General features: G+C 64.1%; 13 protein-coding genes. 7 read left to right on the top strand and 6 right to left on the bottom strand.

What is annotated here, in order from left to right:
- Positions 1–40: 40 nt before the first annotated feature.
- A complete protein-coding gene (gene gltX, locus RFM40_RS03770; protein ID WP_320227188.1) occupies positions 41–1,414 on the top strand; it encodes a glutamate--tRNA ligase in 1,374 nt (457 codons plus the stop codon).
- Here gltX and RFM40_RS03765 read toward each other — a convergent pair.
- The 4 genes from RFM40_RS03765 to RFM40_RS03750 all read right to left on the bottom strand — a co-directional run bounded on the left by RFM40_RS03765 (position 1,332) and on the right by RFM40_RS03750 (position 6,466).
- Entirely contained in the window at positions 1,332–2,546 is a 1,215-nt protein-coding gene (locus RFM40_RS03765; RefSeq protein WP_320227187.1) for a DUF2865 domain-containing protein, read from the bottom strand. The two genes, gltX and RFM40_RS03765, sit on opposite strands and share 83 nt — an antisense overlap.
- A gap of 60 nt (positions 2,547–2,606) precedes the next feature.
- Positions 2,607–3,014: an MAPEG family protein gene (locus RFM40_RS03760; protein ID WP_320277159.1), complete on the bottom strand. Its 408-nt coding sequence runs from the start codon at positions 3,012–3,014 to the stop codon at positions 2,607–2,609.
- Between the two features lie 117 nt (positions 3,015–3,131).
- Complete coding sequence (locus tag RFM40_RS03755; protein WP_320227185.1) at positions 3,132–5,456, bottom strand: NADP-dependent malic enzyme; 2,325 nt, start codon at positions 5,454–5,456, stop codon at positions 3,132–3,134.
- A 230-nt stretch (positions 5,457–5,686) separates the two neighbouring features.
- Entirely contained in the window at positions 5,687–6,466 is a 780-nt protein-coding gene (locus RFM40_RS03750) for an SDR family oxidoreductase (RefSeq protein WP_320227184.1), read from the bottom strand.
- Between the two features lie 221 nt (positions 6,467–6,687).
- Between RFM40_RS03750 and RFM40_RS03745 the strand changes: the two genes are divergently transcribed.
- Complete coding sequence (locus tag RFM40_RS03745) at positions 6,688–7,518, top strand: UDP-2,3-diacylglucosamine diphosphatase (protein ID WP_320227183.1); 831 nt, start codon at positions 6,688–6,690, stop codon at positions 7,516–7,518.
- A 21-nt stretch (positions 7,519–7,539) separates the two neighbouring features.
- Here RFM40_RS03745 and RFM40_RS03740 read toward each other — a convergent pair whose 3' ends face one another.
- A complete protein-coding gene (locus RFM40_RS03740; protein ID WP_320227182.1) occupies positions 7,540–8,460 on the bottom strand; it encodes an AraC family transcriptional regulator in 921 nt (306 codons plus the stop codon).
- Positions 8,461–8,589: 129 nt separating this feature from the next.
- Here RFM40_RS03740 and RFM40_RS03735 point away from each other — a divergent pair, with 129 nt between their 5' ends.
- A complete protein-coding gene (locus tag RFM40_RS03735; RefSeq protein ID WP_320277158.1) occupies positions 8,590–9,480 on the top strand; it encodes an SDR family oxidoreductase in 891 nt (296 codons plus the stop codon).
- A gap of 171 nt (positions 9,481–9,651) precedes the next feature.
- Positions 9,652–10,866 (top strand): MFS transporter, encoded by a 1,215-nt coding sequence (locus tag RFM40_RS03730; RefSeq protein ID WP_320227181.1) that lies wholly within the window; start codon positions 9,652–9,654, stop codon positions 10,864–10,866.
- Here RFM40_RS03730 and dgcA read toward each other — a convergent pair.
- Positions 10,837–11,820, bottom strand: a complete 984-nt coding sequence (gene dgcA / locus RFM40_RS03725) for an N-acetyl-D-Glu racemase DgcA (RefSeq protein ID WP_320227180.1) — start codon at positions 11,818–11,820, stop codon at positions 10,837–10,839. The genes RFM40_RS03730 and dgcA overlap by 30 nt on opposite strands.
- Positions 11,821–11,897: 77 nt before the next feature.
- Between dgcA and RFM40_RS03720 the strand changes: the two genes are divergently transcribed.
- The 3 genes from RFM40_RS03720 to RFM40_RS03710 are packed head-to-tail and all read left to right on the top strand — an operon-like array spanning position 11,898 to position 15,287.
- Entirely contained in the window at positions 11,898–13,079 is a 1,182-nt protein-coding gene (locus RFM40_RS03720; RefSeq protein ID WP_320273822.1) for an ABC transporter permease, read from the top strand.
- A gap of 1 nt (position 13,080) precedes the next feature.
- A complete protein-coding gene (locus tag RFM40_RS03715; RefSeq protein WP_320219103.1) occupies positions 13,081–13,899 on the top strand; it encodes an ABC transporter ATP-binding protein in 819 nt (272 codons plus the stop codon).
- A 14-nt stretch (positions 13,900–13,913) separates the two neighbouring features.
- Positions 13,914–15,287, top strand: a complete 1,374-nt coding sequence (locus tag RFM40_RS03710) for an MlaD family protein (RefSeq protein WP_320227178.1) — start codon at positions 13,914–13,916, stop codon at positions 15,285–15,287.
- Positions 15,288–15,322 lie beyond the last annotated feature (35 nt).

The raw sequence follows: 15,322 nt of genomic DNA, 5'->3' as shown, positions 1-15,322 counted from the left end.
GTGTCTTGTCAACCGTAAAAGCATTCGCTACGCCCCGCCCATGACAGTTACCGTCCGTTTCGCACCGTCGCCGACCGGCCGCATCCATATCGGCAATGCGCGCACGGCCCTGTTCAACTGGCTGTTCGCCGTGAACAACAAGGGCCGCTTCATCCAGCGCTTCGACGACACCGATATTGCCCGCTCGAAGCAGGAATTCGCCGATTCCATCCTCTACGACCTGCATTGGCTGGGCATCTTCCCTGATGTCACCGAATACCAGTCGCGGCGTGTCGAGATCTATGATGCGGCGGTCGAGCGGCTGAAGGCGGCGCGCGTGCTTTACGCCTGCTACGAAACGCCGGAGGAACTCGACCTGCGCCGCAAGGTGCGCCGCACGCGCGGCCAGCCGCCGGTCTATGGCCGCGAGGCGCTGACGCTGACGCCGGAGCAGGTGGCCGAGTACGAATCGGACGGGCGCCGGCCGCATTGGCGCTTCCTGTTGCCGAACTTCACCAGCGACCCGCTGCAGCCGGAGCGGACCGAGGTGCACTGGAATGACCTGGTACGCGGAGAGGAGACCGTCGATCTCGCCTCGCTGTCGGACCCGGTCCTGCTGCGCGAGGACGGCACCTATCTCTACACGCTGCCTTCCGTGGTCGACGACATCGAGATGGGCGTCACCCATGTCATCCGCGGCGACGACCACGTCACCAACACCGGCGTGCAGATCGCCTTGTTCCAGGCGCTGGGCGCTGAACCGCCAGTCTTCGGACACCACAATCTCTTGACCACGGTGTCGGGCGAGGGGCTGTCGAAGCGCACCGGCGCGCTGTCGATCGAAAGCCTGCGCGGGGACGGCATCGAGCCGATGGCGGTCGCCTCGCTGGCGGTGCTCGTCGGCACGTCGGAAAACGTGACGGCAGCCCACGATCTCAGCGAACTCGCCGGGCATTTCGATCCGGCGGCGACGTCCAAGTCTGCCGCCAAGTTCGACCCGGACGAGCTCTTCGTGCTCAACCGGGCCCTCATGCATCACATGCCGTTCGAGGAGGCGCGCGACCGGCTGATCGTGCTCGGCATTTCCGGCGACAGGGCTGAGTCGTTCTGGCTGGCGGTGCGCGGCAATCTGGACCGGTTGTCGGATGCGGTCGCCTGGTGGCGAATCCTGAGCGACGGCCCGCAGGAGGCGGCGGAATTCTCCGGCGAGGACCGCGACTTCCTCCACCAGGCGTTCGACCTGTTGCCCGAGGAGCCATGGAACGGCACCGTCTGGAAAGACTGGACCGGCAAGATCAGGGAAGCGACCGGACGCAAGGGCAAGCCGCTGTTCATGCCGCTGCGACTCGCTCTTACTGGGCGCTCTTCCGGGCCGGAGCTAGCAGATCTATTGCCGCTGATGGGTCGGGAAGGAACGCTGGCCCGACGACCCTGACCTTGCGCTGTTCCGGCGGCAGTGCCGATACAGGCGATACCGGCGTCTTGGCGGTCAGGCGCTTGATCGCCTCGCGGTCGAGTCCCCCTTCGGCATTGGCGAGGGTTTCGGGATCGGCGCCCGGATCTGGCTTGGCGGCCGGAACCGGGACTAACGGTGTCGCCTCGCTGTCCGGCTGCGACTGTTCCGGATTGGGCGGATTGCCGGCGATGATCGAGAAGTTCTCGGCTTGGGCATTGCAGCCGCAGGCGGGCGGGCGCGAGTAGTTGGCCTGCTTGTAGAGATAGGCGCTCGGCAACTCGCTGTAGGGGCGGCCGGTCACCGACGAGGTCATCGTGCCGGAATCGTCCTCCATTCCACGCGAGTAGAAGACCTGCATCTCGGTGCCGGGGCAGCTCGATTCGCAATTCTTCTGATCGCGTTCGAAATCGCCGTAAGAGGCGGCGTTCGACATCGGGAAGAAATAGCCGTCGCAGGTGCGCACGCAAACCGTGCGGAACTCGCCGTTCATCCTCGGCAGATCCATGCCGTCCGGCTGATTGATCACGCGGCGGATGTTGCGCAAGCTGGGATCATCGGATGGCACCTCCGATGCATCGGGCACGTCGAGAGGCTCGGTTTCCTGATCGCGGCCGAAAAGCTGCTCGAACAGATTGCCGCCGCCATTGTTGCGGACGGCCTCCTGAATGGGAGCGCGTGGTGGCGCAATCTCGTCGCGGCAGCTATTGGCGTCGAGCGCCGCAAGGATGCGGCTGCGGTCGCGCCGCGTGCCGCCGCCGGCCAGACGCTCGCGCTTCCCCTGCAAGGTGTCGAGATTGGCGTTCATGCGCTCTATCGAGGCATTGATCGCCGCGCATTGGCTGACATTGCGCGAAAACAGCGTGAAGCCGCAATTGGCATCGCTTGCCCGGCTGCGCGCCTTCGCCAGTTGCTCGCGCTGGCGCGCGATCGCGTCGTCATATTTGCGGATCAGGCCTGGCCCGCCGCCGCCACCGCGAGCCGCGCCGAGCTCGGCTTCGAGCTGGCGGCACGTGCTGGAGGCTGCCTGCGGTTCGGTCACGGTGACAACCGACCCCGCCAGCGCTGCAAGCAGCGCCGCAAGATGGGTCAGCTTGAACCCCGCGCCTTTCATTCGCCTGAAACCCCGATTGCCTGTGGCCGGAAGGCTACCGCGTTCGTGGTTAACTGTTCCCTAGTAAGGCAGATCGGGCCACACCGATGCCAGCGAAAGCAGGACGATTCCAACAAACGCAACGTTCCAGACGAGCGAGCGCAGCAGGGGAACGCCGATTGCATAGAGCGGAAGATAGACCAGCCTGGCCGAAAAATAGAGTCCGGCCCCCCACTTGCTGAGCACGGTCTCGTGGCCAACCGCGTGGACAAGGAAAACCGCCGCGACGAACACCGGAAAGGTCTCGACGAAGTTTCGCAGTGCCCTTTCCAGGCGCCCCGCCGTCCCTGTGAGCGGAGGGACTTCGGTGTCTCGGGCACTGGCGGTCCAGCGGTAACCGCGCTGGAAGCTCGCCGAATGCGAGGCGAGAACGATGTGAATGAAACAGAGCACGCAACTCGCGGCGAGCATGGCTAGTTCGAAGCTCATTCATCCCTCGTAGCTGCCCGTTCGTCTTTCGCGCTTGAATGTCGAAACGTGACGGAGTGGCCGCAATGGCCGCCGCCATCTTACAAGCACCATCGGTGTTTACAGCCAGAGCCGTCCTCAACCCAAATGGGCGATCGCCTGCGCCTTATGCGCCGCCTCGACCACCGCCAGCGCCGTCATGTTGACGACGCCACGTGACGTGACCGACGGCGTGAGGATATGCGCGGGCTTGTCGGTGCCGAGCAGGATCGGACCGACATGCAGCGCGTCCATCATCGCGCGCAGCGCCGTCAGCGTGATGTTGGCCGAATCGAGGTTCGGAAAGACCAGGAGATTGGCTTCGCCCTTCAGCCGAGAATGTGGGTAGACGCGCTGGCGCAAATGTTCCGACAGCGCCGAGTCGGCATGCATCTCGCCGTCGCACTGCAGGTCCGGAGCAATGCGCGCCAGGATCGATGCCGCCTGGCGCATCTTCAGCGCGCCGGGCGAATCGCGCGAGCCGAAATCCGAATGCGATAGAAGCGCCGCCTTCGGCTCGATGCCGAAGCGCTGGATTTCCTCAGCCGCCAGCACCGTCATCTCGGCGATCTCCTCCGCCGTCGGATCGACCGAGACATGGGTGTCGGTGAGGAAGATGATGCCGCGCTGCGAGATCAGCATCGACAACGTTGAGAGATCGCGGTCGTTGATGCCGGGACGCGGCCCGATGATCAGCGTGACATTGCGCAGATGCCGCTCGAAGCGGCCTTCGAGGCCGCAAATCATCGCATCCGCATCGCCGCGCTTCAGCGCGAGCGCGGCGATCACCGTATTGTTGGTGCGCACCATGGTGCGGGCGGCTTCCGTCGTTATGCCGCGGCGGCCCGCAAGCTCGATCAGGAGGTCGACATAATGGCGATAGCGCGGATCGTCTTCCGGGTTGATCAGGCCGAAATCGACGCCAGGCCGGATGCGCAGGCCGTAGCGCTTCAGTCGGACTTCCACGACATGCGGGCGGCCGATGAGGATCGGCTCGGCGATGCCTTCCTCCAGCACCACTTGCGCGGCGCGCAGCACACGTTCGTCCTCGCCGTCGGCATAGATGACGCGCTTGGCGCTGGAGGCCTTGGCCGACGAGAACACCGGCTTCATCACCAGGCCGGAACGGAAGACGAAACGGTTGAGCTTGTCGATATAGGCGGCGAAATCGGCGATCGGCCGTGTCGCCACGCCGGTGTCGCAGGCTGCCTTCGCCACCGCCGGCGCGATGCGCAGGATAAGGCGCGGGTCGAAGGGCGAGGGGATCAGGAAATCCGGGCCGAACACCGGCGTCTCGCCGGAATAGGCGCGCGCTGCGACGTCCGAAGGCTCCTCGCGGGCAAGAGCCGCGATCGCCCTGACGGCGGCCATCTTCATCTCCTCGTTGATGGCGCTGGCGCCGCAGTCCAGCGCGCCGCGGAAGATGTAAGGAAAACAGAGCACGTTGTTGACTTGATTGGGAAAATCAGAACGCCCGGTGCAGATCATGGCGTCCGGGCGCGCCGCCCTTGCCACTTCCGGCATGATCTCCGGCGTCGGATTGGCGAGCGCCAGGATCAAGGGTTTCGGCGCCATGTGCTGTAAGAGTTCAGGCTTCAGCACGCCGGCGGCGGAGAGGCCGAGGAAGACATCGGCGCCCGGGATGACATCGGCCAGCGTGCGCGCTTCCGTATCCTTCACATAAGGGTCTTTCCAGCGGTCCATCTCCTCGGCGCGGCCCTTCCAGGCGACGCCGAAACGGTCGGTGACCCAGATGTTTTCCACCTTGGCGCCGAGCGAGACCAGGAGATTGAGGCAGGCGAGCGCCGCAGCACCGGCGCCGGAGGTGACGATCTTGATGTCGGAGATGGTCTTGCCGGCGAATTCCAGCCCGTTGAGCACCGCCGCCGCGACGATGATCGCCGTGCCATGCTGGTCGTCATGGAAGACCGGAATGCCCATGCGGGCCTTCAGCCGCTCCTCGACCTCGAAGCATTCGGGCGCCTTGATGTCCTCGAGGTTGATGCCGCCGAAGGTCGGCTCGAGCGCGGCCACCGTCTCGACCATGCGCTCGATCTCCGGCGCGTCGATCTCGATGTCGAAGACGTCGATGCCGGCGAACTTCTTGAACAGCACCGCCTTGCCTTCCATCACCGGCTTGGAGGCGAGCGGGCCGATATTGCCGAGGCCGAGCACCGCCGAGCCGTTGGAGACGACGCCGACGAGGTTGGCGCGCGCCGTGTAGTCGGCGGCGGTCGCCGGGTCGTCGCGGATCTCGAGGCAGGGCGCGGCGACGCCCGGCGAATAGGCAAGCGCGAGATCCCGCTGGTTGCCGAGCGGCTTGGTCGCCTGGATCTCGAGCTTCCCCGGGGTGGGATGCTTGTGGAAGAAGAGCGCGGCCTCGTCGAGGTCCGACCTGGCCGTTTTCTTGCTCTCGCCGTCCATCCGGCCCCTCCCTGCGCTTCCTGCTTTCGAGCCTTTTAGAGCAATTCCAGGAAAAGTGTGAAACGGTTTTCCGTCCGGAATTGCATCAGGCAGATACATGCGGCGACGATTCTTCGCGACGCCAAATCTTGGCTGATGCGTTCACATTGCCGAAGCTGAAATAGCCAAGCTATTTCAGCCGGTTGGAGTGAAAATCTCTGGCTTTTTGCCGTAGCCGCCGACCAACCCGGTCAGAACGCGCTGACATAGAGCCCGCCGTCGACTGGAATGTTCTGGCCGGTGAGGTAGCCGGCGTGGACCGAGCAGAGGAAGGCGCAGATCTGGCCGAATTCCTCCGGTGTGCCGAGACGTTTTGCCGGCACATCGGCGCTGATGCGGGTTTTCCGCGCGGCAGCGGCTGCCGGGTCTTCCGGCGTGCCGGCCTCATGCGGGCCGCGCAGCCGGTCAGTGTCGAGCTTGCCGGGCAAAAGGCTGTTGATGGTCACGTTTCGGTCGATCACCGTGCGCGCGACGCCCGCAAGGAACGAGGTCAGCCCGGCGCGGGCGCCAGACGACAGATCGAGCCCCGGGATCGGCACATAGACCGACAGCGAGGTGATGTTGACGATGCGGCCGAAGCCGCGCTTGGCCATGCCGTCGATCACCGCCTGGATCAGCTCGATCGGCGTCACCATGTTCTGCGTCACGCCCTCGAGGATCTTGGCGCGGTCGAGCTCGCGGAAATCGCGAAGCGGCGGGCCGCCATTGTTGTTGACCAGGATGTCCGGGTCAGGGCAGGCGGCAAGCATTGCCTTTTGCACCTCCGGCTTCGAAACGTCGCCGGCGACTTCGATCACCTTGACGCCGAACTTTTCGCGGATTTCCTGCGCGGTCTTTACCAGAAGCTCGGCGTTGCGGCCGTTGACGACAAGCTCGACGCCGGCTTCGGCAAGCGCGATCGCGCAGCCGCGGCCCAGTCCCTTGCTCGAAGCGCAGACGATGGCTTTCTTTCCGCGAATGCCGAGATCCATTGTGATTTCTCCTTTTTCGAGGGCGGCAAGCTAAAGCATGTCTCCCGAAAGTGGGCCCGGTTTCGGGACGAAGACATGCTTAAAATCAAGAACCTAAAGCAGGTCGCGTGAATCCTTTTTCACGCGACCTGCTTTAGCGCTTGGGCTGGACCAACCGCAACCGTCATACGGTTGTTGCATGAATCGAGGCATAGGCACGCGAAAGCAAAGGGTGAATCGCGATGTCCGGTCCAGAGCCCCGCACTTTTCGCACGATGTTCATTTCCGACGTGCATCTCGGTTCGAAGGCGGCCAAGGCCGATTTCCTGATCGATTTTCTGCGCCATCATGACGCTGATACGATCTATCTGGTCGGCGACATCGTCGACGGCTGGCGCCTGCGGCGCAGCTGGCATTGGCCGCAGAGCCACAACGACGTGGTGCAGAAATTGCTGCGCAAGGCGCGCAAGGGCGCCTCGATCACCTATATCGCCGGCAACCATGACGAGTTCGCCCGCCAGTTCCAGGGCGTGCATTTCGGCGGCATCGTCGTTGCCGATCGCGCCGTCCACGAGACCGCCGACGGCAGGCGCCTGCTCGTCATCCATGGCGACCAGTTCGATACTGTCGTGCACAATCAGCGCTGGCTCGCCTATCTCGGCGACCACGCCTATGACGCGGCGATGCTGATCAACCGCGTCGTGACCAAGCTGCGCCATCTGCTCGGGCTGCCTTACTGGTCGTTCTCGTCCTGGGCGAAGGTCAAGGTCAAGAAGGCGGTGAACTTCATCGGCTCGTTCCAGACGGTGCTCTCCGAGGAAGCGCGTCGCTCGCATGTCGACGGCGTCATCTGTGGCCACATCCACCATGCCGCGATCGAAAACTATGGCGATGTGCAGTACATCAACACCGGCGACTGGGTGGAGAGCTGCACGGCGGTGGTCGAGCATTTCGACGGCCGCATGGAAATCCTGACCTGGGCGCATGTGCTGCCCGGGGTTCCGGTCGGCAAGGACGCGCTGGTGCCCGTCGATATCGTCAATCTCAAGGGCAGGGCGGTCAAGGCTGCCTAAGCTGCTTCTCGTCTTCCTGCCTCAAGCGGCAACCGCGCTGCGGTCGCGGCCATACTGGCGCGGCGAAGCACCCATCACGCGTTTGAAGGCCGTACTGAAGGCGCTCTCGGATTCGTAGCCGAGCGAGAGCGCAATGACCGAAGTGTGCTCGTTGGAATTGGCGAGCCTTTCGCCGGCGAGTAGCATGCGCCAGCGGGTCAGATATTCCATCGCCGAGGTTCCGACCATCTCCTTGAATTTGAGCGCGAAATTCGAGCGCGACATGCCGGCGCGCTCCGCCAGTTCCTGCAGGGTCCAACGGTGAGCAGGATCCTCGTGCATGGCGCCGATCGCGGCGCCCATCTGCTTGTCGGCCAGGGCAAAAAGCCAGCCGACGCCGCCATTCGGCCCTTCCGCCATGTGCAGGCGCAGTGCCTGGACCAGCATCATGTGCGAAAGATGCTGCGCCACCAGGAAGCCACCCGGCTGACCTTCGCTGAGCTCCTGCATCATCCGCTCCACCGACCAGCGGAGTGCGGATCTGTCCTCGTCCCGGCGGATATGGATAATCGGCGGCATCATCTTGAGCAGGATGTCGGCGTGACGGCCGCTCAGCACGAAACGGCTGCCGACCAGGAACACGTCGCCACCGCCATTGTAGGTGACGACGCCGCCGGCGCGGGCAGGGGGAAAGATAGTGTGCGCGCCGACCGGTGTCAGGCTGATATCGCTTGTCATACGGAACGGTCGCCCACCCGGCAGCAGGAAGCAGTCGCCCGCGGTTAGATGCACCGGCTCGGGCACGCCTTCCACGACCAGCCAGCATTGGCCCGAGACGACCGCGTAGCATTTGATGCCGATGTTGCGGGGGAACTCGATCGACCAGTCTCCGCCGGCATCGAAGCCGGCCGAGACGTTGCTCTGCGGTTTCAATAGCGACAGCACGTCAGATAGCGGGTCCATAGGCGCTCCTGGACGATTGCAAAGATAATACGGACGTTGCAGCATAGATCGTCTTTCCTCAAGCGCTTATTTGAACGCGACGAGCCGCCAAGGCAGCGGCACCGGTCAAATCAAGCAAAGGAAACTGCAATGCGTGTCTTCGTCACCGGAGCCACCGGCTTTGTCGGCTCGGCCACTGTCCAGGAACTTCTCGGAGCCGGCCACCAGGTGCTCGGCCTTGCCCGCTCGGATGCCGGCGCCGACGCTCTCGCCGCCGCGGGCGTCGAGGTGCTCAGAGGAAATCTGGAGGACCTCGACAGCCTCCGGCGCGGCGCGGCGCAGGCGGATGGCGTTATCCACACCGGCTTCAACCACGACTTCTCGAGGTTCAAGGAGAATTGCGAGACCGACCGGCGCGCCATCGAGGCGATAGGCTTGGAGCTTGCCGGCACCGACCGGCCGCTGATCGTCACCTCCGGCATCGGACTGGTCCAGCCAGGCTGCGTCGCGACCGAAGATGTTCCGCCGGCGTCCAATCCAGCGATCCCGCGTGTCTCGGAACAAACGGCCTATGCCGCGGCCGAGAAGGGCGTGCGCGTTTCGATCGTCCGCCTGCCGCCGTCGGTGCATGGCGCGGGCGATCACGGCTTCGTTCCGATCCTGATCGGCATTGCCCGTGAGAAGGGCGCCTCGGTCTATACAGGCGAAGGCCTAAACCACTGGCCGGCCGTGCACCGGCTCGATGCCGCCAGGCTTTACAGGCTGGTGCTGGAGAAGGGCCGGGGCGGCGCCCGCTACCACGCCGTCGCCGAGGAGGGCGTGCCGTTTCGCGAGATCGCCGGCGTCATCGGTCGCAAGCTCCGCGTTCCGGTGGTGAGTAAGAGCCGGGAAGAATCCGCCGAACATTTCGGCTGGTTCGCGCATTTCGCCGCGATCGACAACGAGGCCTCGAGCGCGCTGACCCGGCAGGAACTGGGTTGGGAGCCGACCCAGCCCGGGCTAATCGAGGACGTCGACCAGCCGACCTATTTCCAGAACTGAGCGAGGAGGGCGGCAAGCCCGGGGCGCAGGAGCGCCACGGGCCTGAGATTTCTTTGTCTTTCAACAGCTTTAGCTTGATCGATTGGTCCAGGCAGTTCCGCCGCGTCTTGCCGCATGTTACGGATCGAAACGCGTTGCAGGTCGTGGGATGCAGCGTAATTGGATCGATTCATGTCGCTGCCGCCGCTTTCGCCTGAGCAACTCGTCAAGCCGAGCCATTTCGAACTGCGCATGAGCCTGATCTTCGCGACATTGTTCGTGTCGCAGGGCACGCATCTGCCCTATTTTCCGCTCTGGCTGGAGGCGAAAGGTTTTCATGCCGAGCAGATCGCCGTCGTCCTGGCCGCGCCGATGTTCCTGCGCGTTGTGACGACGCCGATGCTGACTGCGCTTGCCGACCGGGCGAAGGATCGCGCCAACGTCTATATCGCGCTTGTCGCGGCCACGATGATCATTTCGGCCGGCTATTTCCTGCCGGCCACCTACGTGGGCGTGCTGGCCGTCTCGCTGTTGCTCTCGATCCCTTGGACGCCGCATTCGCCGATGGCCGATTCGCTGGCGCTGTCGGGCGTGCGCCGATTCGGCTCGAACTACACAGCCATGCGCAAATGGGGTTCGATCTCCTATTTCTGCGCCAATGTGGTGGGCGGCTTCATCCTGGCAGCCACGGGTCCTCAAGCCGTCCCGGTGATCATCTTCGTGGCCCTTGCCGCAGCCCTTGTCGCGGGGCTGTGGGCGCCGCGCATGGGACGGCCCCGCAAGGCGTCGCCACTGTCGGCGACCGATATCCAGCATTCGGCCCCGAGTCTCCTCAACGCCTATTTCCTCTATTTCACCCTCGGCGTCGGCATCATCACCGCCAGCCACGCATTTCTCTACGGCTTCGTGTCGATCTACTGGAAGTCGATCGGCATCGGCGATTCCGTCGTTGGCCTGCTGTGGGCCTGGGGCGTGGTAGCCGAGGTCTGCATGTTCTTGTTTTTCAATCGCATTTTTGCCTCCGTCTCGGTCGTCAGGGTCATGGTGATCGCCGGCATCGGCTCGATCGTGCGCTGGATCGCCTTTCCGCTGGTCTGGCCGCTCGGGCTGGGCGTCGCCGGCTTCTTCGGCGTCCAGACGCTGCATTCCGTGTCGGTGGCTATGGTGCTGATCGGCCTGCAGAAGATGATCGGCGAAACGGTTTCCGAAGAGCGCACGGGTGCTGCGCAAGGCATTGCCTATTTCTTCAACGGCTTCTTCATGGCGGCGGTGACGCTCGCTTCCGGCCCGCTTTACGATCGTCTCGGCGTCGACGGGTTCCTGGCGATGATCCCGATCGCGATTGCCGGCCTCGTGCTGATCGGTCTTGCCGCCCGCTCAGCCCCACAGCGCCCGGTCGGGGGGTGACACCAGCGATCCCTGGTAGACCAGGCCGGGCTCACGGTCGCGCGCAAGCAGCAGCGGGCCGTCGAGATCGACGAAATCGGCGCCTTGCGCCAATAGCACCGCCGGCGCCATGGCAAGCGACGTGCCGACCATGCAGCCGACCATGATGCCGAAACCCAGTTCGCGGGCACGGTCGCGAAGGATCAGCGCTTCGGTCAGGCCGCCCGATTTGTCGAACTTGATGTTGACGGCGTCGTAGAGGCCGACAAGCGCTTCGAGGTTCTTCGCCTCATGCACACTTTCATCGGCGCAGACCGGCACCGGATGCGCGATCCGACGCAGGATGTCATCCTTGCCTGCCGGCAGCGGCTGCTCGACCAGCGCGATGCCGTACTCGGCAGCAAAGGCAAGGTTGGCTTCGACATTGTCGTCGGTCCATCCCTCATTGGCGTCGAGGATGATGCGGCTTTGCGGAGCAGCTTCGGTCACCGCGCGAATCCTCGCCATATCGTTCTCGCCGCCGATCTTGACCTTGAGCAACGGCCGCGAGGCGTTGGCGCGGGCCTGCGCCGCCATCGCCTCGGGCTCAGCGAGCGAAAGCGTGTAGGCGGTTTCCAGCGCCTTCGGGGAAACAGCGCCGATCGCGTCCGCCACCGGCCTGCCGCTGAGCTTGGCCTCAAGGTCCCACAGGGCGCAGTCGAGGGCATTGCGGGCCGCGCCGGCCGGCAGGGCGGCGAGCAGGGCGATGCGGTCGATGCCGCCGATGATCCGGGCGCGCATCGCCTCGATTGCGGCGTGCACGCCCTCCATCGTCTCGCCGTAGCGCCTGTAGGGGACGCATTCGCCGCGCCCGACGTGTCCGTTCTCGCCGATCGTCACCGTGATGACCTCGGCCTCGGTTTTCGATCCGCGCGAGATGGTGAAGGTGCCCGCGATCGGGAATCGCTCGGCCTCGACCGAAATGACACGCGCCATATTTTTCTTCTCCGGCTGTGCGACACCGGTCTGCCGGCAAATCGACACGCCAGTCCCGTCACGCTAAACAGGACGCCATGTTGACCATCCGCAAACGCGACGCAAGCGCCGCCGCCAAGGACAACCATCAGCCGCGCATCGCCGTCGGCGAGGAGTCCGGCGTGCTCGGCTGCGCTTTTTCCGGTGTCTGGACGACGCGGACGGTGGCATCGGTCGACGCCGAGATGCGCAAGATCGAGAAGCGCAGCGGCGCGAAAAAGCTGGTGCTCGATCTTTCCCACGTCGAGAAGATAGACACGGCCGGCGCCTGGCTGATCGACCGGCTGGCCAGCGTCTTCGAGAAGAAGGGCGTCGAGGTCCAAGTGCAGGGGCAGAGTGAAATCGCGTCGATCCTGCTCGGCGCCGTCGGCGACGCGGTGCGGCGCGAACCCGAATCGGGCCCGGCCGGGCCGCCCAACATCATCCTGCGCGCGCTGGAGCTGGTCGGCCGCCGCGTCTACGAGATGCGCGACGACTTCCTCGCCTCGATGAACATCCTCGGCGCCACCATTCGCGGCGCCCAGATGAAGCTCGGCCGCGGCCATGCCGTCAATCCAGCCGCGATCTTCAACCAAATCGACCGCATGGGCGTCGGCGCCATTCCCGTGGTGGTGCTGATGTCGGCCATCGTCGGCGCCATCGTCGCCCAGCAGGGCGCCTATCAGCTCAGCTATTTCGGCGCCGACATCTTCGTCGTCGACCTCGTCGGCGTGCTGATCCTGCGCGAGCTCGGCGTGCTGATGACGGCGATCATGCTGGCCGGCCGTTCAGGCAGCGCCATCACCGCCGAGATCGGCTCGATGAAGATGCGCGAGGAGGTCGATGCGCTGAAAGTGATCGGGCTCAACCCGATCGGCGTGCTGGTGTTTCCGCGACTCGTCGCGCTGGTGATCGCGCTGCCTTGCTTGACGATCATTGCCAATTTCGCGGCTCTTGGCGGCGGCATCGTCGCCGCCTGGCTCTATTCCGACATTCCGCCGGCAGCCTTCATTGACCGGCTGCGTGTCGCCATCGACCTCAGCACCATCTTCGCCGGGCTGATCAAGGCGCCGTTCATGGCCATGATCATCGGCACCATTGCTTCCGTCGAAGGCATGAAGGTCGGCGGCAGTGCCGAATCGCTCGGCCTGCATGTTACCGCCTCGGTGGTGAAGTCGATCTTCGTCGTCATCATCCTCGATGGGCTTTTCGCCATGTTCTACGCAGCGATCGAGTTCTGAAATGGCAATCGCGAGCGGCAACGGAGTCCAGACGACGCAGAACGCGGACGAAAGCGAAACCGTGCTTTCGGTCCAGGACGTCACCGTTGCCATCGAGGACAAGGTGATCCTCGATAAGCTTTCGCTCGACATCAAGCGTGGCGAGATTCTGGGCTTCGTCGGTGCCTCGGGCGCCGGCAAGTCTGTCCTGTTGCGCACCATACTCGGGCTGATGCCCAAGCAATCGGGAACGATCAGGCTGTTCGGCGTCGACGTCGACAAGGCGAGCGAGGCCGAGCACCTGCGCATCGACATGCGGCTTGGCGTTCTCTTCCAGCACGGCGCGCTGTTTTCGGCGCTGACGGTGCTGGAAAACGTGCAGGTGCCGATGCGCGAATATCTCGACCTGCCGAAGGCGCTGATGGACGAACTCGCTATGCTGAAGGTCGAACTGGTCGGGCTGCCGCCCGACGCGGCGCAGAAATTCCCCTCCGAGCTTTCCGGCGGCATGATCAAGCGCGCGGCGCTGGCGCGCGCGCTGGCGCTCGATCCGGATATCGTCTTTCTCGACGAACCGACCTCGGGCCTCGATCCGATCAGCGCCGCCGAGTTCGACGAGCTGGTCGTCAAGCTGCGCGATACGATGGATTTGACGGTCTACATGGTCACGCACGACCTCGATACGCTGTTCACCGCCTGCGACCACGTAGCGGTGCTCGGCAAGAAGAGGGTGCTGGTCGAAGGCACGATCGACGATATGCTCAAGAGCGAGGAGCCGTGGGTAAAGTCCTATTTCCGCGGAAAACGCGCTCGGCAACTTGATCTTGCGGCGCGCGCATAGCCATAAGTGGGGCAATGGAAACCAGAGCCAACTACGTCATTGTCGGCATCTTCACGCTGGCCGCGATCCTCGCGGCCTTCGCCTTCGTCTACTGGACCGCCGCGATCGGCGAACGGGGCGAGACGACACTTTTGCGCGTGCGCATTCCCGGTTCCGCTTCAGGGCTCGGTCGCGGCAGCTTCGTGCTGTTCAACGGCGTCAAGGTGGGCGACGTCAAACGGGTCTATATCGACGTCGACAATCCGACCGTCGCCATCGCCGACACCGAGATCGACCGCATGACGCCGATCACCAAGTCGACGCAGGCCGATATCGGGCTCGCGGGCCTTACCGGCCAGGCCAATATCGAGCTCAGGGGTGCCAATCCGAAGGAAGTGAAGCTGCTCGACCAGGCCGAGAAGGAGGGCCGGGTTCCAGAGATCGTCGCAAATCCGTCGGCCGTGACCAACTTGTTGCAGACGGCGCAGAACATCTTCACCCGTGCCGACAAGGTGCTGTCCGAACTCGAGGGCTTCACCAAGGATGTTCGCGGCCCGCTGACGCAGACCGTCAAGAACGTCGAGACCTTCTCCGACGCGCTGGCCAAGAATTCGGACGGCATCGACAAATTCCTGTCCGCCGTGAGCTCGCTTTCGGAGCAATTGCAGAATGTGTCGGGCCGACTCGACAGCACGCTGAAGGCGGCCGAGGGGCTGCTCAACTCGGTCGACAAGGACCAGATCAAGAGCATCGTCGCCAATGTCGACACGGTGACCGCAAACCTGAAGGAAACCTCGAAGCAATTCGACGCCACCATCGACAACGTCAACACGGCGGTTGGCTCGATCAACGACTTCGCCAAGCAGACGCAAGGCACGCTCGCCAAAGTCGACAACGTGCTCGACGGCATCGATCCAGCCGACGTGCGCACGGCGCTGGCCAATATCCAGAAGGCCAGCGACAGCGCCAACAAGGCGGCCGCCGATATCGCCAAGGTCACAGACAAGATCGCCAATCGCTCCGACGACATCAACGACACCATCAAGAATGCCCGCCAGCTTGCGCAGCGCCTCAACGACGCTTCGGTGCGCGTCGACGGTATCCTCGAAAAGGTCGACCATTTGCTCGGTTCCGGCGAGGCCAATGGCGTGATGGCCGATGCCAGGGCGACGCTGAAATCCTTCAAGCAGGTCGCCGATACGCTGAACGCTCGCCTCGGCACCATCACCGACAATCTGGCGCGCTTCTCGGGCTCGGGGCTGCAGGATGTGAAGGCGCTGGTGCAGGACAGCCGGCGGTCCATCAACCGCATCGAGGAAGCAGTGACCGACCTCAGCCGCAATCCGCAGCGCATCCTGACGGGCGGCGAGGGAGAGGTTCGGCAATTCGATGGCAGGGCGCGGCGTTGACTTCGGCTGCTGCGAACGTCAAGAACATGGATTGC

It is taken from the genome of Mesorhizobium captivum (assembly GCF_033977165.1).
GTDB classification, from domain to species: Bacteria; Pseudomonadota; Alphaproteobacteria; order Rhizobiales; family Rhizobiaceae; genus Mesorhizobium; species Mesorhizobium captivum.
The sequence above is the reverse complement of the archived record's forward strand: the minus strand, read 5'-3'. Positions and strand labels throughout refer to the sequence as shown.